We start from the raw sequence: 23,997 nt of genomic DNA, 5'->3' as shown, positions 1-23,997 counted from the left end.
TTTTCCGAAGTCGAGTTAACTCAGGAAATACAGGCTGATTCGGCTGCTGGTCTGGTCCGAAATGGGAGGGAAACAGGCGATTCTTGTTCACTCTGCTTGTTTTATTGATTTGGTCCGCTAAGATTATCTCTTGCAGCTGAGCGGCCTGAACCAGTTGTTTCGGGAGACGCTGCATTTTTTATTTTTTAGGAATCGGAACAGAAGATGGCTGAAGGTACAATCAAAAAAGTGACACAAAAGGGATTTGGGTTTATTGACACAGAAAGTGGCAAAGACCTGTTCTTCCATTCGTCAAATCTGGAAGGCGTGTCATTTGAAGAGCTCTACGAAGGGCAACGCGTTTCCTTCACAGAAGGACGCGGAGAAAAGGGACCACGCGCAGAAAATGTGAAACTGGTCTGAAGTTTCACGTGCGAACTTGAAACAAAGAAGCAGCCGACGCAAAAACGTCGGCTGTTTTTATGCGCGGTGGAAAATATTTGCTACCTCGAAAAACGCGAAAGGACACGAAAATACAATTTACTGTGGGTGCGGCCCTGTGTGGCTGCCCGCAGGGTCAGGGTTGTATGTGAGCCAGAACGCGAAGGTTTCAATAAGTTCCATCAAAAAAGTAATACAAAGTTGAACCCCATAAGGCGGGCGGGCACATAGGCACCGCCCCTACAGCAACGGAAGTTGGAAGCGTTTCTCTGGCACTGGACCGGCACCGTCGGGCCAGCCGAGCGGTGGCCCCCGGAAGTCGTGAAACGATGGAGGGTATTCGAGTGGATCGAATACCTGTTTTTAACTCAGGCGAGGCGGAGTCGTTTTCTGGCGAATTCAATTGCGTCGATGAGGGCATCAATTTCGTCGGTAGTATTATAGAACGCGAGGCTGGCGCGGACACTGGAAGCGATGTTTAAATGCTGGTGCAAGGGCATGGTGCAATGGTGGCCGTGCCTGACGGCGATGCCTTTTCGATCGAGCAACGTGGCCAGATCTTCGGGGTGTGCGCCCTCGATATTAAAGCTGAATATCGCGCCCCGGTGTTCGAGTTCGTGCGGGCCATAAATCTGTAAGCCGGGAACCTCCTGCAGTCTCTGCAGGGCATGTTGACTGAGAATGTATTCCTGCTGTTGAATCGCATCAAAGCCGAGCTCTGAGACATAATCAATTGCGGTGCCCAGGGCGATGGCTTCGGTAATGGCAGGAGTGCCGGCTTCAAATTTCGCGGGGAGTTTGGCCCAGTGTGATTCCTCGCAATGCACTTCGGAAATCATATTCCCGCCAAACAGAAAGGGGGGAGTCTGTTCCAGGAGTGCCTTGCGGCCGTACAAGACGCCGATACCCGACGGGCCGAATATTTTGTGTCCGGAAAACGCGAGGAAGTCGATTTCACTTTCGACGACGTTGACCGGCATGTGCGGCACACTTTGTGCGCCATCGACAAAAATCAGGGCGCCGACTTCATGCGCGCGTTCGGCCATTTCTTCGATCGGATTGATTGTCCCCAGCACGTTCGACATGCCAGTGACAGCGACGAGTTTTGTTTTGGGAGAGAGCAGGCATTGATAGTGTTCCTGGTCCAGACGTCCATCGGGGGTGAGTTGAATGAATTTGAGAACTGCGCCACATTCTTTGGCGATGGCCTGCCAGGGAACGAAGTTGGCATGATGTTCCATTTCATTCAGGATGATTTCGTCGCCCCCTTTGAGGAAGTGACGGCCCCAGGTCTGGGCAATCAGATTGATGGACATGGTGGTGCCGGAGGTGAAAATAATTTCTTCCGGTGCACTGGCGCCGATGAAGGTCTGGATCCGCGATCGGGCGGCTTCCATTTCTGAAGTCACGCGGTCTCCCAGTTGATGCACGCCGCGATGCACGTTGGAGTAATAGTGCTCGTAGATCTCCGAGATTTTTTTGATGACCGATTTGGGATGCTGCGCAGAAGCGCCGCTATCCAGATAAACGAGGGGCTGCCCGTTGGGGAGCTTCGTGTTCAGAATGGGAAAATCGTGTCGGATTGATGTGATATCGGCGGTCATGTTTGTCTGTTTCAGATTTGAGTCCGCGTTGGAGTTCCTGTTGTGTTACCAGCTCCGTGGGCCTTGAATTTTACTAAAGACGGACAGGGTTGGAATCAGGGGACGCGTGTTTGCTATAAACTAGTTCTTCATAAGGGATTCTAACACGAAACCCGCTCATGAAAAGGGTTTCATAAAAAAGCCGTTATTCGACTTAAAACGGCTGTTCTTAGAGTGTATGCAGAGTGTGTTTTTATAGAAGACACTGATGGCAGGCGGCATGTTCATCACCTGCTCAAATCAAAACTGGCGCTGATTCATTTTCAGATAAGTGCCCCGGGTTATATCCATTAGCCTGTATTCAGGTTTGTCGGAGCGTCTTCTGTGTTAGGAGAGCCCGTCGATTTGAGCGAGTGATATCGCTTTCACCAAAGCTGTTGCGGTAACAAGGAAACGTATTTGCAAATGTGAGGTTGTCATGTGTGTCCGATCATTAATTTTTGTTTGTTTGAATTTCCTGACAGAGAGCCATGATGTTGAAGTGCATGAGCGGGTCAAGAGGCACCGCAAAATATGCGACATGAATTGTTCACGAGGTCGCTTGGCAGGGGCATTTATCTGCTCTGATGTTTCAAAAAATGCCTTCGAAGCGTTACGAAAAATGACCATTTGGGGATGGGACGTGGTCAGCAGGCAGGAAAAACATCAAAAGTCGCTTGGTTTTCGTGGGGTCAATTTCAACAGGTGCGAAAAGGAGCAAGTGAAAATCGTGTTTCTCTCGCGCGCGCGACGTTATCTCCGCATGTTAGGAAGGGGGAGCGAGGAGTCAAGACGTAAAAAAAGCCCTGAAATCAGGGCTGAAATGTCTATTCTTAAAAATAATGAAAATGTCAAGTTGTTTCAGGATTTTCGCATGTGTGCGACATCCGCGACTGAAAATTCTGCTTTATTTTTTGGGGACCAGCTTTTGTGCTTTGGCAATACGGTAGCATGGTTTGCCCATTTTGTCCTGTTGTGAACCATCAATGTGTCCGTCGATGAGAACGACATCTCCGTTTGTGAAACGGTTCAGTTGTCCCTGATCGATGAGTACGATGTTGCCGCCGAATCGGTCTGATTTATCGGGAGTGGCGTTGTAGGTAATGTTCCATTGTTTTTCCTGCTCGTCGAATTCAACAATGCCTCTCAACCAGCGATAATTTTGTTTGTCATAATTGAAAGGAGACGGTGATTGACCAGCAGATGTCTGCTGGTTGGGCTCAGCGGGGAATTCAAACGAAGCGGATTGAAATTTTGCAGGTGCCATGAATGGGTCGTCTGACTTGACGAGTTGTGGCCCAGAGACACGGGATTGATGATCGGCGTGGCTGACTTTGCAGGGTGCAGAGTTCATTAACGAGCTGCTGTTCGGGCTGAAAGTATCATCGTTTTGTTCAAAGCTGTTAACAGGAGGCTGAAATTCCTGACTGCTGTCGTTGGGATTCGCGTTAAATGTGTCGTTGGGGTTGGCGTCAAAGGTATTGTCAGGCATTGGATTGGCTTCGAATTTTTTCGGGTTGGCTCCAAAGACATCGTTGTCTGTGGGAGCTGACATTTGACTGTTATTCGGGCCAAAAGTATTGCTGTCGCTTTCGAAACTTTGCTGTTCCACTTTAGGAACGCTGAAGCCTTCGTTGTCATTTTGCTGGAATTCATCTTTAGGCTGCTGGAACTGATCGGGTGGGTTACTCTGGAACTGATCGTTGCTGCTGGGCTCGAACTGGTCGTTCATTTGTGTGGAGTTGCCACCCAGGGGCTGTGGTGTTTGATTACTTTCGAATTCATCGTTGGCATTTCCAGGGAAGGAATTGCTGGTGTTACTGGATGGGGGTGTGGTGTTTTGTGGAAACTCATTGCCGAACGATTGCGGATTGGAATTAATTTTGTTGGGGTCCTGATAGCTGGGAACGGCCTGACTGCCAGTGGAGTTCTGATTTAAGCCACTGCCGGGTGTGGCGTTCCTACCTGATGCCGTTGGATTGGCGCCAAAGGGTGCGCTATTTGGACCGGGCGCACTATTGGCGGGTTGTTTCCATTGGGAATCGACGCCATCATAGTTGGTATTGTTTGTTGTATTGCTGGGAAACTGATCGCTGTAAGCCTGAGAGCCGGTTGGGGGGAGTGATCCCTGAGGCGGCGGAACTGGTTGTCCCAGATCGGGCTGTACCGGATAGCTGCCGGGTGGAATGCTGCCTGGTGCCATTTCGTAAGGACCGGGTGCACCATACGGGCCGGGATAAGTTCCCCCATAGGGATACTGATGGTGGGAATAGCATCCGGAGATAGCGCAGCTCAGCAGAGCGCACCAGCAGATATTGAATAGAAATCGTATCGACATGATTGGGTCCTTAAAGTTCCAAGTGATTTCCCGGAAGAGACTGGTGATCTACAGAGAGGGAAAAATCTATGGACGGGTGTGCCTGCTGAAGCGAAGAATTCGGGAGTTTTTGCATCACATGCAGCGGGGATTGATGTGATCGTTCTCTGCGGGGAGACGGTTACAAAAACAAACTTGTTTCCAGCAAGCGAGCGGGATTTTAGAGAATCTTGAATATGTGTCTATACCGAATTTGGGATTCTGACTACCCGATGGAAAAACTTGGCAAGAAAATGACAGGATAAGATACTTTGCGTTTCGTTTTTGTAATCTTTACAATAAATGGCCGTGTTTTCCTGTCCAAACATGTTTCGATCAAAGAGTTCTGATGCCCTCACCTCCCTTAATTCTGCCTACGATCCAGAACTGGAACTGCCATAACTGTGCCGGCTGTTGTAAACAGCATGAGATCGAAATCACGGCGGAAGAAAAGGAGCGAATTGAGAAACAGCGTTGGGACGAGGATGAATCGATTCCTGCGGGACAGCCTGTGATTGTGAAGCTGGGAATGTCTCCGACCAGCGGGCGCTATCGATTAGCGCATCAGTCGGATGGTTCCTGTATTTTTCTGAATGAACAGGGGTTATGTCGGATTCATGCCAAGTTTGGTGAGCCGGCGAAACCACTGGCGTGTCAGGTCTATCCCTATGCTTTTCATCCGGCAGGAAACAAGATCGCGGTGAGTTTACGGTTCAGTTGTCCCTCAGTCGTTTCCAATTTGGGGAAACGGGTTGATCAGCAATCTGGCGAGATCCGGAAAATTGTCGATCAGGTCCTTCCTAAACGCTGGAAGGCGCCTCCTGCTCCTGCGTTGACGCCGAAAGAGACCTTGGGCTGGCCTGATACGTTGAAGATGGTTGGAACACTGAATCAATTTTTTGAAGCGAAGGATTCCCGGTTTCTGATCAATCTGTTGCGGGCAATTTCCTGGGTGGAATTGATCGAGCAGTCACGGTTTGAGACGATTCGTGGGGAACGTCTGGATGAATTTCTGGAATTAATCAGCGAGGCAACGGTGCAGGAAATTCCGGGAGATCTGGAATTGGACCGTACTGCCCCCAGCCGCCTGGGGGGCATTCAATTCCGTTTACTGGCTGCACAATATGCGAGAAAAGATACGTTTGCCGCTTCTTCCCGTGGCTTAACCAGGCGTTTCTCGTTATTGGTGTCGGCCCTGAAATTTACTTTCGGTCAAGGTGGAATTCCCCGTCTGCAGGACCGATTTAAATCGGTTCCTTTCTCGCTCTTGGAAGAATCATTTGGTGAACTCCCGCCAGAGTGCGAACAACTGTTTGCGCGGTATTATCGAGTGAAAATTCAGGGCCTACATTTTTTCGGAGCCGCTTATTATGAGGTTCCTTTTGTGGAAGGTTTTTATCACCTGGCGCTGATGTTTCCGGCGATCATGTGGATTGCCCGCTGGATTGCCGCGGGTGAGGGTAGATCAACACTATTACCAGAAGATGTGAACGAGGCGATGAGTATTGCCGATCATCATCACGGATACTCGCCTGTTTTCGGGCTGCCTCATTTTCGCAGTCGCGTGAGGAATTTGTCGCGTTTACAAGATATCAAGAAGCTGGTTAGCTGGTACGGTCAATAGCACCAATCAGGGATGATCGACTTCAGGTTTACTGGCGGATTTCAATGCCTTTCCAGAAGGCAATTCGATTTATCAGCTGCGGATATTCTTGTTCCGGTTCGGGATAATACCAGGCAGCATCGCGATTCATCTTTCCGTCTACGACGACATCGAAGAACAGCGCTTTTCCTTTGCGGGGGCAGATCGAAGTCGATGAACTTCTTTTCAGAAAGAGATTGTTTACGGATTCCAGAGGGAAATAAACGTCTCCATCAACCGTGATGCTCTCGTCTGAATCAACCAGAATCGCCTCGTTCCAAATTGCCTGGGGCACACCGCACTCCTCATCGCTAAGTTGTATTAATAGAACTTATAAACGAAATGAGAATGGAGTTAATTTGAGGCTGCCCACAGACATCCTAGCCAAGTTTGGATCGAAAACCATCAAAAATTTCAAAAAATGAGGTAGCTCTTTTGAAAAATATTATTTTGGAATGATTAACGCTGTTGATTTGAAATCATTGGATGAACAAGAGAACGGTTCACTTTTAGTCCTCTGGATTCTCGGGCATTTGTCGCGGGCTGAACGAAATGATTCCAAGTTCCCACTGTTTTCTTTTGAACATATTTTCTGAGTTTAAGGTGTGGATGTATGTTTTATCTTTTCGCTGGTAGGAGATCAAACCTCCATCTTCGAGTTCCACAACATGAATTACTTCCTCTGGATGTGCCGATGGATATTGCTTAATCTGGACTTCATCTGAATCGAGCAGGTCTTCGATCGACAGCGATGCTTCCGATTTACTAAGCGTAAACCGGCCCGTGGAATTGGGGATTTGTTCCCATTGGAATCGTGTGAGCAGGTCTTCAATTTTCATGGAATCATACTTGGCAGCTGAGCCGTAACAGAGGTTTTCAAGGGACGTTTTGATCTGCCTTGAGTCTAAGAGTTTTTCATGGAAATTAAAAGGATCTGAATTGGATGAGGGGAGAATTCTATCTGCGCATAAAAAAATGATGTTTCTCCGAAAGAGAGACATCATTTTTAATTTCATACCTGCTTAGATCACGTTCTCAAATTTAAAGGACTTCTAGTAGCTCAATTTGTTTTGTGAAGTCTGTCCGAGGGAAAAATTTCCCTCGGACTTGACGTTCACGATTATTGAAGCTGCCCTTCTGACCTGATTGGCCAATCCCTTAGTGCCGGGATTGCAGAAATCCTCAAATCTGATTAGTTGCAGCAAGATTTAGGAGCTGGTGCACAGCAAGTTGGTTTTGGAGCTGGTGCACAGCAAGTCCGTGGTGCAGGAGCACAGCAAGACTTCTTCACTTTGCAGCAACGAACTTTCACTTTGCAGCAACGCTGTTTGCAACGGTTGAACATTTTACCACAACGGTCTTTGCAACCTCTCAGGAAAGATCCTTTGAACAGTTTGCGATGACCGCAGCATGAGTCACAGGTGTTGCAGCAGGTCTTAGGAGCAGGAGCACAGCAAGTCTTAGGAGCTGGTGCACAGCAAGTCTTGGGTGCAGGAGCACAGCAAGTCTTAGGAGCAGGAGCACAGCACTTAGGAGCAGGTGCACAGCAAGTTTTAGGAGCTGGGGCACAGCAAGTTGGTTTAGGAGCACAGCAACCTTTTCCAAGGAAGCTAGCAGCTTCAACAGATGCGCCAGCACAACAAACAACCGCTAAAGCGGCAACGTAACTTAACAATTTCATTTAGGCAATCTCCAAGGATTCGCTTCGTGGACGGTCGTGAGGTACTCAATCAGAGTTGAATCAGATGAGGTTTTCTGATCAACCTGGGAGTCCAAAGCCTCACGTAATTAAAAAGGTAAACCTGCTTATTTTTTTCGGCCAGATTCACCAGAAAGTCCTCGAATAAACGTAAATTTGTGGACTCTTGGCCCAAAGTGGGTCCTGAAACGTCACTTGTATCGATTATGACGTCTTCTGCTTTGATTTGGGGGTAAGGCAATATCCTCACGTTATTGCTAAGCAGCGACCCTAGTGCTGTTATGTATATTTTGTTTTGTTTAGAATTCCTTATTGTTTATCCAGGCTGGGAATCGAAAAAAACTTTGAGGAGTCGTTTCAGAGCCCTTGTATGAGTTGTATTCAAGCTGGCCATGTATACGATTGGGATAGATTGCGGCATATTATTGTCGATTCAGGTCTTGTGATGTGTCCGTATGTTTAACGGGATTGGGTTTTATGAGAAACGTGTTTGTTCTGGAAGAGCGGGCACACATTGTCTCTGAGCTTCAATGGCAGTTTGAAGGGGAAACGGATTGGCAGATTCGCGGGTTTTCTGCTGAGAGTACTCTATTTCAGCATGCTCGTCGGAAAACTGCAGAAGAACTTGTGGTCATCATCGATGTGGGAATTGGCAATCCGATCTGTTTGCAGTTTTTACAAAGGTGTTTGAAGGCGCATGTTGCTTTTCCGGTGATGATTTACTCAGAGGCCCCCTTATTTAACCTGGAATGGGCCTTGCGGGAGTTAGGGGTGTTTCATTTGCAGACAGGCTGTCTGGAACCTGAGCGCATCGCCAAGATCTGCCGCTGGCATTTTGATTCCACCTTACACAGACAGAAGCTTCAATCAAAAGTACAGAAAGTTGCTGATTGAGATGACTGCAAGGAAATTTCATTTCCCCGATCAGATCCGATACAACATTACGAATATCCTGAGACACAAATCATTTTTAATAGTTATTGGAAAGCACTAAACGCTGATGGCAAATTCTGAAATGAGTGAAACAAGTTTACAGAGCTGTCTCAAAGAGCTCGTCGATCCTGTCTTTCAAAAGCCGTTATCCACATCGGGCTTTTTAAAAGGAGCGACGGTTGGAGAAACCGGGGAGGTTTCGATTCAAATTGAATTGCCTGTTCCTTCTTATCCTCTGCAGTCCGAATTGTCAGAATTGATTGAGAACGCCGTTCGGACTCAGTTTCCTGATTGCGAAGATCTGAAGATCGAATACTCAATTAATATCAAAGGTAAGAATTCAGGCGGCCGGCTGGGATTGAAAGTGAAGAATGTGATTGCCGTCGGTGCCGGTAAAGGGGGAGTTGGCAAGAGTACTGTTGCGGCGAGCCTGGCTTTTGCACTCAAAGAATTTGGTGCACGTGTTGGACTGGTGGACGCAGACGTCTATGGGCCAAGCATTCCACATCTGGTGGGAACCAGTGAAAAACCGGTAGCCCAGGAGTTTCAGGGTAAGGATGGGCAGACGCTCACACGCATCGTTCCGGTGGAAGCGGATGGCTTAAAAGTCATGTCGATGGCATTTTTTGTTGAGCCCGAGCAAGCCGTCATCTGGCGCGGGCCGATGCTGCATAAAGCGATCTCTCAATTTCTCCAGGATACAGAATGGGGTGAGCTCGATTATCTGGTAATCGATATGCCCCCGGGAACAGGTGATGTTTCGTTAACATTATCACAACTGCTTGATATGGCTGGTGCCGTCGTGGTCTGTTCTCCTCAACAGGTGGCATTACTGGATGCCGTCAAAGCGGTGCAGATGTTTCGGCAGGTGAAAATTCCCGTCTTGGGAATTGTGGAGAATATGTCGGGAGAGGTCTTTGGCCGCGGTGGTGCCCAGGCAAAGGGCGAGGAATTGCAGATTCCGTTTTTGGGAGAGATTCCGATGAATGCAGAAATCCGGGAAAAGTCGGATGTGGGAAATATCTCTCAGTTAGTGACAGAGGATTGTGAATCGCAGGCACATCTGCTGAAGGTGGCAGAGAACACTGCGATTGAAATTGCCCGCACTTTGATTGAAAACCCGACAAGACCACCACTGGAAATTCTCTAATGACATTAGAGCAGAATTCAAAAACACAAAATGCGACCGAGAACATGATAAGCATTGAAGAGCTGATAGAGGAGTTTGAGTATCTGAACGATTGGGAAGAACGTTGTGACTTTCTGATCGATCTGGGATTTGAACTGCCGCCGATGCCCGATTCTGATAAGACAGAAGCCAACCGTGTGCATGGTTGCCAGAGCATGGTCTGGCTTACTACCGAGTTAAAGCAGGTTGAAGATCAGAGGGTTCTGGAGATCCACGCGGACAGTGATGCGTTAATCGTAAAGGGATTAATCGCGGTGTTGCTTGCCATTTATAATAATAAAACTCCGGAAGAAGTCCTGGCGATTGATGTCAAACAATATTTTTCTCAATTGCAGCTTGATAAGTATCTCAGCTCACAGAGAAAGAACGGCTTGTTTGGCATGGTCGAGCGTGTGCAGCAGGAAGCAAAAATCCTGGCCGGGCAAAAGTAAACAGCCTTACTGGCTTTTAGCGGGCACTTTCAGTTTTTCAAACCGAAACTGAATCGGGGCAGGCGTAATCAGTGTGGGAGCCAGATAGGTAAACTGGAAGTCTTTCTGTTTTTGAGGCAGGTCTGTGAACCGATAGAGGACTCCAAACTTTCCGGCGCTTTCCAGCGTTGTCTGCGATGAGCCGTTCAACCAGTATTGTTTGCCTTGCGGGGTCTGGAGATAGGCACGGTTATGATAGATCCAGGTCCGGTGCGACTCGAATGCGGGGCCGCCATAGTCATAGCTGAGAGCAATGCGCACATTCAGATTCTGTGTAGACGCAAGCTCAATTGCTTCTGCTTCCACTAACTCAACGGATATATTGCCACGTCGCCTGATGGCTCCTTGCGATCGCGAGAGATGATCAAAGGTAATGGGCAGTGTCTCAGCGGCTAATTCCATTTTCAGGTTTCCCTGAACCTGGACGGTTTCAGGGCGTTGCCTGCTGTCCATAATCCATTGCATCGTGAATTTTAAATTCTTGCCACCTTCCCCCAGTGGGAGTTCGTATTTCGCTGCTGGATTAAACGGAGGCAATTTGATGTTTCGATTTGATTTAGCCTGAAGTTCACGTGAAGAATAACTCAGGAAGAGTGGTCTTAAACGTGGTTCCACCTGAATTTGAAACGTGACCCTGAGTAACTCGCGATCTATGGTTCCCAGGAGCGTACGTCGTTCAATGCTGGCGACCTCAATTCGAAACGGCCCGTCATAGTAAATCTGGCTTTTCTCTTTTGACGGGAGTAGTGATGTCTCTGGCAGGGGATCAAGCTGCAGATGCCCGTTACTTCCATTGATCTGAAATGCTAGCGGCAGGGTTCGAGTTAAGTTGTCAATCGCCTGCCAGAAGGATGTCTTTTTGAAATGGATCTGGATTTGATTGTTTAATACTTCGTCAGATAACTGGCTGGAATCAATTTGATTGCCGGTTTGCTCGGAAATGGCGTTAAGAATGTGTTTGAGTGAATGCTTGCCTGACAGATTAATCGTAGACGCTTTGAGCGAGTCTCGTGCGGCCTGTTGCTCAATTTTCAAACGCACTCGTTTCAGGGCTTCGCGCGCGGAATTGCTGGAAACGAGTTCTGGTGGAGGGAGTAACGATAAAACCGGTTTTCCCAATGCGGCTAACTGAAGCTCTGCCTGTTGCCGAACGAGCCGCTGGTTTGAATCGAGTTTTTGAATGAGTTCCGAGATCTGCTGTTTGATCTGTTCCTGCTCGGTTGTTTTCTGTTCGAGCAGAATGGTAGTGGCACTGACTGTTGTGAGAGAACAGAGCAGGCCGAATACAGCAGTTCCTGTTAATAACCAGACACGTGACACAGTGGTATTTCCCATTCTCGTTCAAAAAACGTTACCAATCGAAATGTCGGCACACATCTATTGTAACCAGTTTGACCCCGGGAACCACCGCGAGAATTCAGGAATACAATTGTTGCGATGATTATAACCGCTACGTTCCCTTTGATTCCTGTTTCTTAAATCACTGATTTGCGATCAGTGCTGTTTTCTGGAACCGGGCTCCCGATTGGGGATTACACTATATATAGAGAGAATATTGACTGAAACAGAACCTGCAACCTGATTAGAAACTGATGTGATGTTATCCTGTTTTCGTATTATTCTGGCTGGCATTCTGGTAGCTGGTCTCGGTTTGATGACTGAGACGTCGGCGACTGCAAAGCCTCCTTCCCTGATTGAGATGAAAACCCGCAACAAGGTTTTCATCGGCAAGTCGATTGCGCACAATGACGATATCAGCTGGATGATGGATCAGACCGGCAGACTGTCAGAGGTGCCACTGAAAAAAGTGACATCGTACCGCCGGGTCGCATCAGAATTTCAACGGCTGCCGCTCAACAAAATGAAGCAGCAGTTGCAGAAAGAGTTTGGTCCGTTTTATGAAGTGATCTCGACCAGACATTATCTGATTTGCGCACCGCGTGGTAAGGCGAAAGCATATGGCGGCGTGTTTGAAGATCTGTACGATTCCTTTTCGCATTATTTTTCACTGCGGGGGTATCAGGTCAAGTCTCCCGAATTTCCGATGGTTACGGTTATTTTTCCTGACCGAGATCAGTTTTTTGCATACTGTAAAAAAGATGGTGTGCGTGCCGGCGATGGTCTGCTGGGATACTATCACCCGCATACGAACCGGACTGCTTTGTTCGATCAACGTACGGCGACGTCTTCTGTTGACGTTGATCAGAATCAGGCCAAAAGCGAACTCGCATTTTCGCGTGTATCAACCACGGGTAAAAATCTGACGGAAGCGTTGCGTGATACCATGATTCATGAAGCGACGCATCAGGTCGCCTTTAATACTGGTTTGCATTCGCGGGTGGGAGAGAATCCTCGTTGGGTTGTAGAAGGCCTGGCGACGACGTTTGAGTCGGATGAGTTGCGCGCTCATACAGGAGGACGCGCCAAGTCGGTCTCGCGGATTAATCGAACGCGGCTTTTGTGGTTTAATCATTATGCACAGAAACGCCGTGCGAAAGAGTCGTTACGGGAATTTATTCGAGACGATCACCTGTTTCATTCCGCAACTTTAGACGCTTATGCAGAGGCGTGGGCACTGACGTTTTTTCTGGTAGAAACGCAACCAGCTCGTTATGCCCGTTATCTTAAACAGATTTCAAAGCGTGATCCGCTCAAAGAATATTCGGCTGATGAGCGTGAGCAGGATTTTAAACACGCGTTCAAAACCAATATCCGGACGATGGAAGTGGACTATTTGAATTTCATGAACCAGTTAACACAGGATCTGGTTCAACAGAATTAAGCAGCCCGACTGAGCGTTTCTTCTTCCATCGCTGCCATCACCAGAGCACCGCGGGTGATCGTGAAGTGTTCGTCCTTGATCAGCGTGACCTGCCCATTATCGAATCGAATCTTTCGGCTGGAGAGATTCTGTGCCAGCAATTCATCAAACCCATCAATGTGTGAGAGTTCACCCATATAGACCACCGGAAGCGTTTCCAGTGTTTCGATATACTTCTGCATCGAACCCATTTTAGAAGCGAACTGGTCCAACAGACTGTCGAATAACGATTCGTACCAGTTTGTTAGCAGTGAATGATTAGACAGGTAAGGACTGAGGTTGATGTCCGGATTGAGTCGTTTGGTTCTGGCTTTTTCAGAATCGGGAACGGTTTCCCCTTCGGAATCTGTTTTAAAGAATTTGAATGCATAAGCCAATTGTTCGTCGAGCCACTCACTGCCATAAGGAGCAGAATGTCGTACGACCACTCGAGACTGGTGAATCAGGCCGATTTCGGAATGTGAATGCCCGAGGTAAACGACATACCCTGAATAATGTAGACTGGCAGGTAGTGCTGCTAAACCGGCAGATTGTGTAATGGTCGTTGCAAAGGGAGTGAATCCTTGCAAAGCAATTAACTGTGCGACCAGTTTGCTCAGCGGCGCTGCAGAATCCGTTCCCGGTGTGATAAACGAACAATATTCGCCGGTTCTCCGTGTTTTGGGGAGCACGGATTGAATCAGGGTTGAGAGCAACTGCCGATGTACCGGGTCATTTAAAACCAGTTCCCCTTTTGTAAAAAGCGGGTACAGCGGCGAATGTGAAAAGCGAGCGATTTGAGCTGCGTTTTCTCCCGGAATGATCAGTGTTCCCTCGGAGAAGAGAAACGGCACTGCGATCTTTTGCAGTAACTGACGATTCTCGAGTGTATCCTCCATCACTGTATATGCGGTCTCAATCGAGCGACGTGTTAACTTATGATTGGAGTCGTTTTGTAAAACTCTCAGGCAGGTTGAGCCTATGTATAATGAACTACTCATTTCGGCATGACTCCCTGCATCGCCTGTAGAACCCGATCCAGGATTCCGGAATTCTGCTTTGCTTCCGCTGCAGCCGACTGTTTTTGGTTGGAACCAGAGGCATGAACGGTTTTAGAGGGAGTCGCATTTTCATCAGCTGGTTGAGTTGTTTTGGGATGTGATCGGTCAAAGCGAAACGCAGGTGCTTTCAATGTTTTTTCGGTCGAGCGTGGTTCCGAAGCTTCCGGGACTGAGTTCGTCATTTCCTGTTTTTCGGAAACCTGTGGCTCAGGCTTGATTTGCTTTGTAAAGTGTGGCCCTTTGAGCGTTTCTTCCTTTTGATCGATGCGTGCAGATCTGGTTTGGTGACGACCATAGATAAATGTTTTTGTTGGAATCTGTGGCGTCTCTTCGATGATGGGGATGTCATTCTCCAGAATTTGTTCCAGGAGTGATTTTTTCGGCAATGGAGGTAAGGAATCCCAATTGGTAATGATCGCTGCCGGTTCAGATTCCGCCGTCTCTGTCGTAACGGCATGAGTGTGTTTGTGTCTGGTTGGGTTAGTTCGGCCTGCTCTTTTCTGGAGGTATTTCCAGACCCCACCAGCAAAGGCTGCTAATAGTAAATAAGTGAACCATTGTGGCCAAGATGAATTATCCGTCTCTTCGAACTCCTCGAATTTAGAGAGATCTTCATCGCTCAAAACTTGGACGGAATCCGCAGGAGGCGCGGGGGCTACCGCCAGATCCAGGTTGGGAACCGTTGAAGAATCGGAGTCCTGTTGCTTCGTGGCGTTTTCTTCAGCTTGGGGAGTATTTGGTTTGGGAACCAGGGCCAAACTGGCGGCTGTCTGCTGCAGAACGGGCCCGTTGAGCTGTAGTTCTCCTTTTCTCGTTTTTAGCGGAGTCGTTTCTAAGGTTTGCGGAATATTTTCCGGGTGCGTCACGCCGTTCTGATTCGGATGTTCTTCTTCTGTGAAAGAATTGGCTTGTCGAAAAGGAGCTTTTTGCAGTGATACCGACGCCGGCTGCCTTAGTTCATTTGGTGATTCGTGAATCGGAGCCTGTGCTGCCTGTAAGTGTTTCGGTCCAGGCAGAGATTGGGGAATCATTGATAGATCAATGCCGCTGGAAGGACCCAGAACAAGAACCGTTCCGGTTGCGAATTTCGATGTCAGCTTTCTGGTTTCGGAAATGTTGTTGCTGCGAATCCGTTTGGGAGGAATGACTTTGATGGATTGTGCAATTTGTGGATAGTGTTCGAGAGGTTGTCTCAGGCAGCGTAGAATTCCAGCCAGATCGGCGATTTCAGCCGGTACACCAAATACGACGGGGCGGTCGACTAAATTGAGAATTGCAATCTGGATCAGCTGGGAAGTCGCCTGTTGTTGAGTCCTCTGGATTCCATTCCAGTTATGATCAGATGAGACATTGATGTCATTCGCCGATGATTCCAGTCCAATCAAAACATCGCCGTGCATCAGGGGGAAATCAGTTTCGGGAGAATAAAATAGGTCCTGGCTGATACGTCCGCCTCGAATGATGCGAATGATGCCCGAAGCCTGGGGAGTCATGCCCCCTGCTTGGGAAACTACCTTGTTCAAATCGAGATTTTGATTGGAAATTTCATACGCGGCGCAGTGTTTGAATTCGCCTAAGAGTCCGATGACGGCCGTTTGCCGTTGCTGGTTCTGAGGTGAACTGATCTCGCGATAGAGTGTTTGCGCATCGGCAGTATTGAATGATCCTGCTAACAGGAACATCACCAATAACCTGAAATTAACCAAGCGCCAGCAGAACATCCGGCCTTCCTTATGACAATATGATGGTAAAAGGAGAGGATCGAGAGGAAACCATACAATCATTAAAATCGGCACAATCCGAGTATCAGCATCACCCAAAGTATCGGAATTCAGAGAAAAGCCGGGAATCAACGGGATCGCGACAAACAGTGGTAAGTATTTATATGTCAGAGAGTTGACGTCATCTGCAAATAGAGGAGGGAACCAGGTGCTATCTTGAAATGCAATCAATTTCGTAAGGGGTATTTGTTCCAACTATTTTGTGATGTTGCTAGGATAAACGGAGCTTGCGAGCAGCGATGGAGATCTCTGGACGATGGTTACGTTTCTCGTGATCCATGTAATCTTTGAGCCTGTGTCCAGGTTTTGTAAGAGTTGCTCATTTGATGAAACAGGGTGTACCAGTGAACGTAACTAGTTTAACCGTCGAGAATTATTTGAAGGCGATTTTACAAATCAGCCTGCAGTCTGGGTCGGAATGGATTAGTACTGGCGAACTGGCCAAATACATGAATGTGGCGCCGGGAACGGTGACCAGTATGCTCAAAACCCTGAAACAGTCCAAGCTGGTGGAGTACCGTCCCTATGAAGGGGCCAGTCTGACGGAGAGTGGCAAGCAGTCGGCGATTCGGGTGCTGAGACGACACCGATTGATTGAACTGTTTCTGTTTCAGACGTTGAAACTGACCTGGGATCAGATTCATGCGGAAGCAGAAAATATGGAACATGCGGTAAGTGATTTTCTTGTCGATCACATTGACGAGTATCTGGGCTTTCCGGAGACCGATCCACATGGAGATCCGATTCCGTCAATCGACGGCCAGATGCGTCGCGCTTATCCGAACATGACGACACTGGCTGAATGCCAGCCCGGGACGCACGTTCAAATTGTCCAGGTGACTGACCAGGAAACCGAATTTCTACGATTCCTGTCCCGCTCGGGTTTAAAAATCGGTTCCGAAGGGACGGTCAAAGAAAAAAATGTCGAAGCGGGAATTGTCGTCTCTGAGTGGAACGGGCAGGTGATCTCGATGGGAATTCATGTCGCCGAGAATGTGAAAGTCGTTCCGTTGTAGGAATCCGGCCGCGTACCGTACATTGTGAAAAAAAGAGCTTATGGAATCTGAGTGAACTTCAGGGTTCACCGAACCGAAGAAAGAGAAGAAATTGAGTCATCTTACTTATGAAAATCCGTTGATTAGTCGTTACGCATCACAAGAGATGAGCCAGATCTGGTCGGCTCAGAAAAAACATTCCACCTGGCGTCGGCTCTGGGTCGCGTTGGCAGAATCACAGCACGAGATGGGCTTGCCTGTCACCGTTGAGCAGGTTGAGTCTCTGAGAGCTGCTATCGAGGATATTGATTTTGAGTTGGCTGCGAAGGCTGAGAAAGATCTAAGGCATGATGTGATGGCACACGTGCATACTTACGGTGAGCGTTGCCCTGATGCCAAAGCAATCATTCACCTGGGAGCCACCAGTTGTTTTGTCACCGATAACAGCGAACTGGTGATGATCCGCGAAAGTCTGGAACGGGTGCGGGCGCGGCTGGTATCGGTGATCGATCACCTCGCGAAGTTTGCGAACGAGTATCGGGATTTGCCTTGCCTGGGATTCACACACCTGCAGCCGGCTCAACCAACGACCGTCGGCAAACGGGCGACGCTCTGGTGCTATGATCTGATTCTGGATCTCGAAGAAATCGAGTATCGATTGGAAAAACTTCGTTTTCGCGGCGTGAAAGGTACGACGGGAACTCAGGCCACCTTTCTACAGCTTTTTCAAGGTGATCATGCAAAAGTTGATGAGCTGGATCGGCGGGTGACGGAGAAGATGGGATTCACCGGCCGTTATGCCGTCACAGGGCAGACCTACTCGCGCAAAGTCGATGCCCAGGTTTTGTCGGCGTTAAGTGGCATTGGTCAGTCTGCTCATAAAGCAGGAAATGATATTCGGATTCTGCAAAGCCGCAAGGAACTGGAAGAGCCGTTCGAAAAGAATCAAATTGGTTCCTCGGCGATGGCGTACAAACGCAACCCGATGCGTTCAGAACGAATGTGTTCGCTGGCCCGGTTTGCCATCAGCCTGACCGCAAATGCAGAAGATACCGCGGCGACGCAGTGGATGGAACGGACACTGGACGATAGTGCCAACCGGCGTCTGTCGCTGCCCCAATCATTTCTCGCCATTGATGCCGTTTTGATTTTATATCGAAATATTGTGGATGGGATGGTGGTTTATCCGAAAGTGATTGAGAAACATCTCAACGAAGAACTGCCCTTTATGGCGACGGAAGAATTTTTAATGGCAGGCGTCGAAGCGGGCGGTGACCGTCAAGATTTGCACGAACAGATTCGTGTTCACAGCCAGGCTGCGGGTGCGGAAGTCAAAGTGCGCGGTGGGAAAAATGATCTGATTGAACGCCTGCAGAAAGATCCTGCCTTTGCCGGCTGTGATTTAAACAGTGCCTTGGACGCCCGAAAATATATTGGTCGTGCCCCCGAACAGGTGGATGCGTTTATCGCGGACATCATTGAGCCGGTCAGACAGCGGTATCAGAGTGATCTGGCGCAAGGGGCAGAAGATCTGAAAGTCTAAAAGCCGCTTGAATCTGATGACTGTTCCATTCCCCAAAAGGAAACGCCCCGATGATCGAGACCACCGGGGCGTTTCACAGGGACTATATAGTGCCATGCTACGTAAGAATATTCTTAATGACGTGCGCTTCCTCAACTCCCGTGAGTCTGGTATCCAGACCCTGAAACTCCACACTGAATCGTTGATGATTGATTCCGAGCAGATGTAACATTGTTGCATGTAGATCTCGAACATTTACGATATCTTCTACGGAATTATAGCCCAACTCGTCGGTTGCACCATAGGTAATTCCGCCTTTTATCCCTCCCCCGGCCATCCACATGGAAAATCCTTTAATGTGGTGATCGCGGCCTGCGCCCCCTTTGCCTTGGAACATGGGAGTTCTGCCGAATTCTCCTCCCCAGATTACGAGGGTTTCATCGAGCATGCCACGTTGTTTGAGGTCATTGATGAGAGCCCAGGTTGGTTTATCGGTTAAGCCACAACAGGTATTCATATAGCGAATCAGACCGCCGTGATGATCCCAGCCGCGGTGATAAAGATGAATAAAACGAGAGCCTCGCTCGGCCAGCCGTCTGGCGAGCAGGCAGTTAGTGGCGTAGGTTCCCGATCCTGGTTCTGCACCATACATTTCCAGTGTCTGCTTTGATTCGCCGGACAGGTCCATCAGTTCGGGGACTGAGGTCTGCATCTTGAATGCCATTTCATACGCGGCGATGCGAGTTTCGATTTCGGGATTGTCCACGCGCTGATTGCGGAAGCGATCGAGTGTCTGGACGGTTTCGATTAATTCTTTCTGCTGACGGGCACTGACGCCGGCCGGATTCTTTAAGTAGTTGACGGGGTCACCCGTTGAATTAAACTGCACTCCCTGATAGCGACTGGGGAGGAAACCGGTGCCCCACTGACGGGAGGCAATCGGTTGCGGATTTCGCCCGCCGACGCTGGTGAGGACAACGAAGCCCGGCAGTTCTTCTGTTTCGCTACCCAGTCCGTAAGTGATCCAGGAGCCCATGGAGGGCCGCCCGCTGATGGCGGTGCCTGTGTTGAGAAAGGTATGCGCAGGATCGTGGTTGATCTGCTCTGTAACCATCGAGCGAATAATGCAGATGTCGTCCGCAATTTTTGCCGTCCAGGGCAGGAAGTCGCTGATCTCCTGTCCGTTCTTTCCGTACTTACGAAATTTGGTTAACGGCCCCTGGCATTTCAGTTCTTTCCCCTGCAGTTGGGCAATCGGTTGTCCCTTGGTGTAGCTTTCGGGAAATGGTTTTCCATCCATGGCTGCCAGCTTGGGTTTATAGTCGAACGTTTCCAGGTGTGTGGGACCTCCGGCCATGCACAGAAAAATCACCCGTTTGGCTTTGGGGGCGAAATGCGGCAAGCCGGGCAGTCCGCCGACAAGCGACGGCTTCGACGGTGATTTAGCTGAAGCGGTTGATTCACCGGATAATAGCGAACTGAGTGCCGCCGCTCCCAGACCGACACCGGAATTTGCCAGGAATGTGCGACGGTTCAAACTGGTTTGTATCTGATCGAGATTCATCATTCTGTTAGTTCCTCGTCACAACTTCATTCAGGTTCAATAAGGCGCGTGTGACTTCCGTCCAGGCTGCGAGTTCTTTGGCGTTTAATTCCTGGTTCGTTTTCGCCAAGCCGGATTTTGTCAGTTCAACGGCGGCTTTGGGCTGTGACCGATATTCACGGCGATTGGAGTTTAATAAATTGAGCAGTACTTCCGTTTCCCTGTTTTCAGGAGCTCGCGAAGTTGCTTTCGTGAACGCATAGCCGATTTTTTGTGCATCCGAATCGCCACCGTTTAGCAAAACATCTTCGGCATACTTACGCGAGGCTTCTACAAAAGTCGGATCGTTCAGCAGAGTCATCGCAGCGATCGGAGTATTCGATCGGGGACGCTGCGCCGTACATTCTTCACGGCTTGGGGCATCGAAGGCTTTTAACATGGGATGGAGAAACTGGCGTTGCCAATGCACATACAGGCCGCGACGCCATTGGCGGTCGTCTGTATCTGCGACATATTTCCGTTTGGGGAAATTCAAATGACGATAGTAGCCGGCTGGCTGATAGGGTTTCACGCTGGGGCCGCCGATCTCAGTGACTAATAAACCGCTGACGGTCAGTGCGTTATCTCGAATCATTTCAGCCGGCAGGCGAAAGCGTGCCTGTCGATTGAGACGCTGGTTGAACGGATCCAGTTTTCGCTGTTCCGGCGTTTCGAGAGAAGACTGCCGATAAGCGCGGCTCATGACGATGAATTTGATGGTCTGCTTGACGTCCCAATGGTCTTTGTAAAATTTCAGTGCCAGTTGATCGAGGAGTTCCGGATAATGAGGCGGCCCTCCCTGTCCTCCAAAATCGTCCAGTACGGGAGCGATCCCGCGGCCGAAGAAGAGGTACCAGAAGCGGTTTGCCATGACGCGTGCTAACATTAAGCCGTATCCGTCTTCAGCTGATAACCAGTTCGCCAGATCCAGGCGAGTTAAGCGATCCTTTTCTGTTTTCAGCGTTCCCAGAAATTCTGGAATAGCGGGCTGAACGACGGGGCCGGTTTCATCAAGCCAGTTGCCGCGAGGCAGAATTCGAATTTCCCTCGGTTTGATGGAGACCGTAATCATCGTTTTGAGCGCTCGTTTATCGATGGCGGCTCGGTCTTTTTTCAGTTGTTCCAGTTTTTGTTTGAGAGTTTTTTGTTCTTCCTTTTGTTTGGTTGTTTTCAAAGCCTGTTGGGTCGTTTTCATGTTGGCTTCGATTTCTGAGATCTGTTGTTTTTCCTGATCGGTATAGAGAAAGATTTCCGGTTCTCTGATCGTGGGAATCCGGTCTGCACCGCGCCTCAAATGCTGGTCTTCATCGATGTCGGCAAAAAACGAGACGAGCGAATAAAAGTCTTTGGTGGTATAGGGATCGTACTTGTGATCGTGGCATTGGCAGCAACCCATGGTGGCGCCCATCCAGACCCCGGAAAAATTCCGAATGCGATCGGCGGCATAGATCGCCAGATATTCCTTGCGCTGCACGCCACCCTCATGAGATGTCTGCAGCACGCGGTTATAACCGGTGGCGATTTTTTGCTGCAAGCTGGGATTAGGCAGTAAATCTCCCGCTAACTGCTCGCGGGTGAATTGATCGAAGGGAAGATTTTCGTTAAACGCGCGGATCACATAGTCGCGATAGGGGGAGATGTGATGGTCCTGATCGCCGTGATAACCGACGGTATCCGCAAAGCGGACCAGATCCAGCCAGTAAATCGCCATCCGCTCGCCATAATGGGGAGAAGCCAAGAGTCGGTCTACAAGTTTTTCGTAAGCGTCCGGACTTTGGTCCTTGACAAACTGATCGACTGCCTGGGGAGTGGGTGGCAATCCGGTCAGATCAAAACTGAGACGACGGATTAACGTGACTTGATCGGCTTCCGCGGCGGGCTGCAGGTTCTGTTGTTCGAGACGTGAAAGAATGAAACGGTCAATCCAGTTCACGGGCCAGCTTTGATTTTTGACGTCAGGAATCGACGATGATTGTGGCTGCTGGTAGGCCCAGTGTTTGGACCAGGGGGCGCCGGCGGCGATCCATTGTTTGATCAATTCGATTTCAGCAGGTTTCAACGATTTTCCAGAGTCAGCGGGCGGCATGACCAGATTAGTGTCTTTACTACTGATGCGTTCGAATAACTGACTTTGATCGGGTTTGCCGGGGTGAATAACTGCTGCATCGTCTGTGGTTGATTTGAGTCCGGTTTCGAGATCCAGACGGAGGTCTGCCTCGCGATGTGTGGAATCGGGGCCGTGGCAATGAAAGCAGTTTCGGGAAAGAATCGGACGAATGTCACGATTGAAACTGACTTGATTCTGTGCAAAGCAGACCTGGATGGGGAGCGCCAAACAGACAAGCAGTCCAATCAAAGTATGTCTTGATGTTAACCGGTACATGGAAGTTCGCCCTCAGTCGGGGACGCGAGAGAAGGACCAGGGGAAATTTTATCAGTCCCCGGAGTTCCTGGTACATCAAACGCGTTGCAAACTGGTTTGGTGATACCGATCCGTAACGAATGGAGTTAACGGTAGCCAGACTCCCAAAGTCTGGCAGGTAGGAATTTACGAGACTGCTCTCTGATCTGCTGACCACAGCCAATCTCTATTCGAATAATAACAGGCGTTTAGACCCTATGCAACAATCTGTTCTCGTGATTGATCTTGAAATCAAGCGTTACAGAACTTGACAACGAACGATTTTCTGACGAACTTCAACAAAAGAGTTGTGTCATTCCAGACAAACTCATTCTTGCGAAATCTCTATACCCAGGTACCCCTTATGCGAATCCCGACCTTTCAGGATGTTCAGGAAGCATTACCCCGTGTTCGTCAAGTACTGGCACCGACGCCCCTTTATGAATGGCCTGGCTTAAGCCAGTTGACGGGAGCCAATTTTTATTTGAAGCATGAGAATCACCAGCCGGTCGGTGCGTTCAAAGTGCGTGGGGGGATCAATCTGGTCAGTACACTTTCAGAGGAAGAACGTGCTGCAGGGATCATGGGCTGTTCGACCGGCAATCATGGTCAGTCGCTCGCATACGCCGCGCGCAAGTTTGGTGCGAAATGTACAATTGTGGTTCCGAAAAACAATAACCCGGATAAAGTCCGTGCCATCAAACTGCTGGGTGCGGAAATCATCGAAGCAGGAGAAGACTTTGATGAAGCGAAGCAGTATCTGGAACAAAAACTGGTCGATGGAAAACGGCGATACATACATTCCGCCAATGAGCCGCTTCTGATTGCCGGCGTGGGCACTCAGGCCATTGAAATCTTTGAAACGTTGAAGACACCCGATGTGATTCTCGTTCCGGTTGGCATGGGGAGCGGCGTTTGTGGCACAGGCATCGTTGCCAGACACTTAAGTCCGACTACGGAAATCATCGCCGTCGGGGCGGCGAACGCACCAGCCAATCAGTTGTCTTGGAAAGCGGGGATGCTGCAGACGACGGAGTCCGCCGATACCTGGGCTGAGGGAGTGGCTACGCGATCAGGGGCTGAGCTGACGCAGGAAATCATGAAGTCAGTCGTCGATGATTTTCTCCTCGTCAGTGAAGATGAAATGCGGATCGCTGCTTATCATATTCTGAAAGAGACGCACAATCTGGCAGAAGGCGCAGGTGCTGCCGCACTGGCTGCAGTCTTGAACAATAAAACGCGATTTCAAGGTAAGACGGTCGTAGCGATTCTAAGTGGCGGCAATTTGAATCTGGCAGAGCTTCCGGAAATCTTACGCCTCGGTTCAGAGCAGTAAACTCGGGCTGATCAGTATTACTGGAATGCAATGAAAATTAAGCTCATTTAATTAATCTCTGTTTGAGAATTCAATTCCGCCTTTGATTGGAATTCCCTCGCGGTAATTGTTACCGTAAATAACGAACCGGAACTAGTGTCTTATCAGACTTGGAATGGCACGTTGTCCGAAATGGTCCGCACGCTCTT

At 49.0% G+C, this 23,997-nt stretch carries 19 protein-coding genes; 10 read left to right on the top strand and 9 right to left on the bottom strand.

The genetic code is table 11. The features are described 5' to 3' along the window. Positions 1 to 204: 204 nt before the first annotated feature. Complete coding sequence (locus Pan241w_RS23755) at positions 205 to 402, top strand: cold-shock protein (RefSeq protein WP_145220625.1); 198 nt, start codon at positions 205 to 207, stop codon at positions 400 to 402. 386 nt (positions 403 to 788) lie between these two features. Here Pan241w_RS23755 and Pan241w_RS23750 read toward each other — a convergent pair whose 3' ends face one another. Beyond that, positions 789 to 2,024 (bottom strand): aminotransferase class V-fold PLP-dependent enzyme, encoded by a 1,236-nt coding sequence (locus Pan241w_RS23750; RefSeq protein WP_145220623.1) that lies wholly within the window; start codon positions 2,022 to 2,024, stop codon positions 789 to 791. A gap of 559 nt (positions 2,025 to 2,583) precedes the next feature. Between Pan241w_RS23750 and Pan241w_RS23745 the strand changes: the two genes are divergently transcribed. Continuing rightward, a complete protein-coding gene (locus Pan241w_RS23745) occupies positions 2,584 to 3,021 on the top strand; it encodes a hypothetical protein (RefSeq protein WP_198000108.1) in 438 nt (145 codons plus the stop codon). Here Pan241w_RS23745 and Pan241w_RS23740 read toward each other — a convergent pair. After that, positions 2,950 to 4,380: a hypothetical protein gene (locus Pan241w_RS23740; protein ID WP_145220619.1), complete on the bottom strand. Its 1,431-nt coding sequence runs from the start codon at positions 4,378 to 4,380 to the stop codon at positions 2,950 to 2,952. The genes Pan241w_RS23745 and Pan241w_RS23740 overlap by 72 nt on opposite strands. A 367-nt stretch (positions 4,381 to 4,747) precedes the next feature. On the opposite strand from Pan241w_RS23740, the gene Pan241w_RS23735 reads away from it, so the two are divergent. After that, positions 4,748 to 6,022, top strand: a complete 1,275-nt coding sequence (locus tag Pan241w_RS23735; RefSeq protein ID WP_145220617.1) for a YkgJ family cysteine cluster protein — start codon at positions 4,748 to 4,750, stop codon at positions 6,020 to 6,022. 28 nt (positions 6,023 to 6,050) lie between these two features. On the opposite strand, the gene Pan241w_RS23730 is transcribed toward Pan241w_RS23735, so the two are convergent. Together Pan241w_RS23730 and Pan241w_RS23725 are read right to left on the bottom strand one after the other, a co-directional pair. Next, entirely contained in the window at positions 6,051 to 6,335 is a 285-nt protein-coding gene (locus Pan241w_RS23730) for a DUF427 domain-containing protein (protein ID WP_145220615.1), read from the bottom strand. A gap of 214 nt (positions 6,336 to 6,549) precedes the next feature. Then, positions 6,550 to 6,879 carry a hypothetical protein gene (locus Pan241w_RS23725; protein ID WP_145220613.1) on the bottom strand — a complete coding sequence of 110 codons (330 nt, stop codon included), beginning with the start codon at positions 6,877 to 6,879 and terminating at the stop codon, positions 6,550 to 6,552. A gap of 1,337 nt (positions 6,880 to 8,216) precedes the next feature. Here Pan241w_RS23725 and Pan241w_RS23715 point away from each other — a divergent pair. The 3 genes from Pan241w_RS23715 (at position 8,217) to Pan241w_RS23705 (ending at position 10,292) form a co-directional block, all read left to right on the top strand. Continuing rightward, positions 8,217 to 8,633 (top strand): hypothetical protein, encoded by a 417-nt coding sequence (locus Pan241w_RS23715; protein WP_145220609.1) that lies wholly within the window; start codon positions 8,217 to 8,219, stop codon positions 8,631 to 8,633. Positions 8,634 to 8,754: 121 nt separating this feature from the next. Further along, the gene (locus tag Pan241w_RS23710) at positions 8,755 to 9,822 is read left to right on the top strand and encodes an Mrp/NBP35 family ATP-binding protein (protein ID WP_232107257.1); all 1,068 of its coding nucleotides are present in this window, start codon (positions 8,755 to 8,757) and stop codon (positions 9,820 to 9,822) included. Next, positions 9,822 to 10,292: a SufE family protein gene (locus tag Pan241w_RS23705; RefSeq protein WP_145220605.1), complete on the top strand. Its 471-nt coding sequence runs from the start codon at positions 9,822 to 9,824 to the stop codon at positions 10,290 to 10,292. Before Pan241w_RS23710 ends, Pan241w_RS23705 begins: the two co-directional genes overlap by 1 nt. Before the next feature lie 6 nt (positions 10,293 to 10,298). On the opposite strand, the gene Pan241w_RS23700 is transcribed toward Pan241w_RS23705, so the two are convergent. Continuing rightward, on the bottom strand, positions 10,299 to 11,651 hold the full coding sequence (locus Pan241w_RS23700) for a hypothetical protein (RefSeq protein WP_145220603.1): 1,353 nt from the start codon (positions 11,649 to 11,651) through the stop codon (positions 10,299 to 10,301). Positions 11,652 to 11,928: 277 nt separating this feature from the next. Between Pan241w_RS23700 and Pan241w_RS23695 the strand changes: the two genes are divergently transcribed. After that, positions 11,929 to 13,113, top strand: coding sequence for a DUF1570 domain-containing protein (locus Pan241w_RS23695; protein WP_145220601.1), 1,185 nt, complete (start codon positions 11,929 to 11,931; stop codon positions 13,111 to 13,113). Here the strand turns inward: Pan241w_RS23695 and Pan241w_RS23690 are convergent. Continuing rightward, entirely contained in the window at positions 13,110 to 14,132 is a 1,023-nt protein-coding gene (locus Pan241w_RS23690; protein ID WP_145220600.1) for a disk-shape morphogenesis protein volactin, read from the bottom strand. The genes Pan241w_RS23695 and Pan241w_RS23690 overlap by 4 nt on opposite strands. After that, on the bottom strand, positions 14,129 to 15,874 hold the full coding sequence (locus Pan241w_RS23685) for a hypothetical protein (RefSeq protein ID WP_145220598.1): 1,746 nt from the start codon (positions 15,872 to 15,874) through the stop codon (positions 14,129 to 14,131). Before Pan241w_RS23685 ends, Pan241w_RS23690 begins: the two co-directional genes overlap by 4 nt. Before the next feature lie 443 nt (positions 15,875 to 16,317). Between Pan241w_RS23685 and Pan241w_RS23680 the strand changes: the two genes are divergently transcribed. After that, a complete protein-coding gene (locus Pan241w_RS23680) occupies positions 16,318 to 16,989 on the top strand; it encodes a metal-dependent transcriptional regulator (RefSeq protein ID WP_232107256.1) in 672 nt (223 codons plus the stop codon). Positions 16,990 to 17,080: 91 nt separating this feature from the next. Continuing rightward, positions 17,081 to 18,511 carry an adenylosuccinate lyase gene (gene purB, locus Pan241w_RS23675; RefSeq protein WP_145220594.1) on the top strand — a complete coding sequence of 477 codons (1,431 nt, stop codon included), beginning with the start codon at positions 17,081 to 17,083 and terminating at the stop codon, positions 18,509 to 18,511. 97 nt (positions 18,512 to 18,608) lie between these two features. Here purB and Pan241w_RS23670 read toward each other — a convergent pair whose 3' ends face one another. Further along, on the bottom strand, positions 18,609 to 20,057 hold the full coding sequence (locus Pan241w_RS23670; protein ID WP_145220592.1) for a DUF1501 domain-containing protein: 1,449 nt from the start codon (positions 20,055 to 20,057) through the stop codon (positions 18,609 to 18,611). A 4-nt stretch (positions 20,058 to 20,061) separates the two neighbouring features. Then, positions 20,062 to 22,455, bottom strand: a complete 2,394-nt coding sequence (locus Pan241w_RS23665) for a DUF1549 domain-containing protein (protein WP_145220590.1) — start codon at positions 22,453 to 22,455, stop codon at positions 20,062 to 20,064. A gap of 382 nt (positions 22,456 to 22,837) precedes the next feature. On the opposite strand from Pan241w_RS23665, the gene Pan241w_RS23660 reads away from it, so the two are divergent. After that, positions 22,838 to 23,809, top strand: a complete 972-nt coding sequence (locus Pan241w_RS23660) for a threonine ammonia-lyase (RefSeq protein WP_145220588.1) — start codon at positions 22,838 to 22,840, stop codon at positions 23,807 to 23,809. The last annotated feature ends 188 nt before the right edge of the window (positions 23,810 to 23,997 follow it).

This window comes from Gimesia alba (assembly GCF_007744675.1).
GTDB lineage: Bacteria > Planctomycetota > Planctomycetia > Planctomycetales > Planctomycetaceae > Gimesia > Gimesia alba.
This window is presented reverse-complemented; position numbering and strand designations above follow the sequence as displayed.

What these genes read in the sequence shown, in the direction of transcription:
- Pan241w_RS23755 (WP_145220625.1), top strand. Translation starts at nt 205, where the DNA reads ATGGCTGAAGGTACAATCAAAAAAGTGACACAAAAGGGATTTGGGTTT.
- Pan241w_RS23750 (WP_145220623.1), bottom strand. Translation starts at nt 2,024, where the DNA reads ATGACCGCCGATATCACATCAATCCGACACGATTTTCCCATTCTGAAC.
- Pan241w_RS23745 (WP_198000108.1), top strand. Translation starts at nt 2,584, where the DNA reads ATGAATTGTTCACGAGGTCGCTTGGCAGGGGCATTTATCTGCTCTGAT.
- Pan241w_RS23740 (WP_145220619.1), bottom strand. Translation starts at nt 4,380, where the DNA reads ATGTCGATACGATTTCTATTCAATATCTGCTGGTGCGCTCTGCTGAGC.
- Pan241w_RS23735 (WP_145220617.1), top strand. Translation starts at nt 4,748, where the DNA reads ATGCCCTCACCTCCCTTAATTCTGCCTACGATCCAGAACTGGAACTGC.
- Pan241w_RS23725 (WP_145220613.1), bottom strand. Translation starts at nt 6,879, where the DNA reads ATGAAAATTGAAGACCTGCTCACACGATTCCAATGGGAACAAATCCCC.
- Pan241w_RS23715 (WP_145220609.1), top strand. Translation starts at nt 8,217, where the DNA reads ATGAGAAACGTGTTTGTTCTGGAAGAGCGGGCACACATTGTCTCTGAG.
- Pan241w_RS23710 (WP_232107257.1), top strand. Translation starts at nt 8,755, where the DNA reads ATGAGTGAAACAAGTTTACAGAGCTGTCTCAAAGAGCTCGTCGATCCT.
- Pan241w_RS23705 (WP_145220605.1), top strand. Translation starts at nt 9,822, where the DNA reads ATGACATTAGAGCAGAATTCAAAAACACAAAATGCGACCGAGAACATG.
- Pan241w_RS23695 (WP_145220601.1), top strand. Translation starts at nt 11,929, where the DNA reads ATGTTATCCTGTTTTCGTATTATTCTGGCTGGCATTCTGGTAGCTGGT.
- Pan241w_RS23690 (WP_145220600.1), bottom strand. Translation starts at nt 14,132, where the DNA reads ATGAGTAGTTCATTATACATAGGCTCAACCTGCCTGAGAGTTTTACAA.
- Pan241w_RS23685 (WP_145220598.1), bottom strand. Translation starts at nt 15,874, where the DNA reads ATGTTCCTGTTAGCAGGATCATTCAATACTGCCGATGCGCAAACACTC.
- Pan241w_RS23670 (WP_145220592.1), bottom strand. Translation starts at nt 20,057, where the DNA reads ATGATGAATCTCGATCAGATACAAACCAGTTTGAACCGTCGCACATTC.
- Pan241w_RS23665 (WP_145220590.1), bottom strand. Translation starts at nt 22,455, where the DNA reads ATGTACCGGTTAACATCAAGACATACTTTGATTGGACTGCTTGTCTGT.
- Pan241w_RS23660 (WP_145220588.1), top strand. Translation starts at nt 22,838, where the DNA reads ATGCGAATCCCGACCTTTCAGGATGTTCAGGAAGCATTACCCCGTGTT.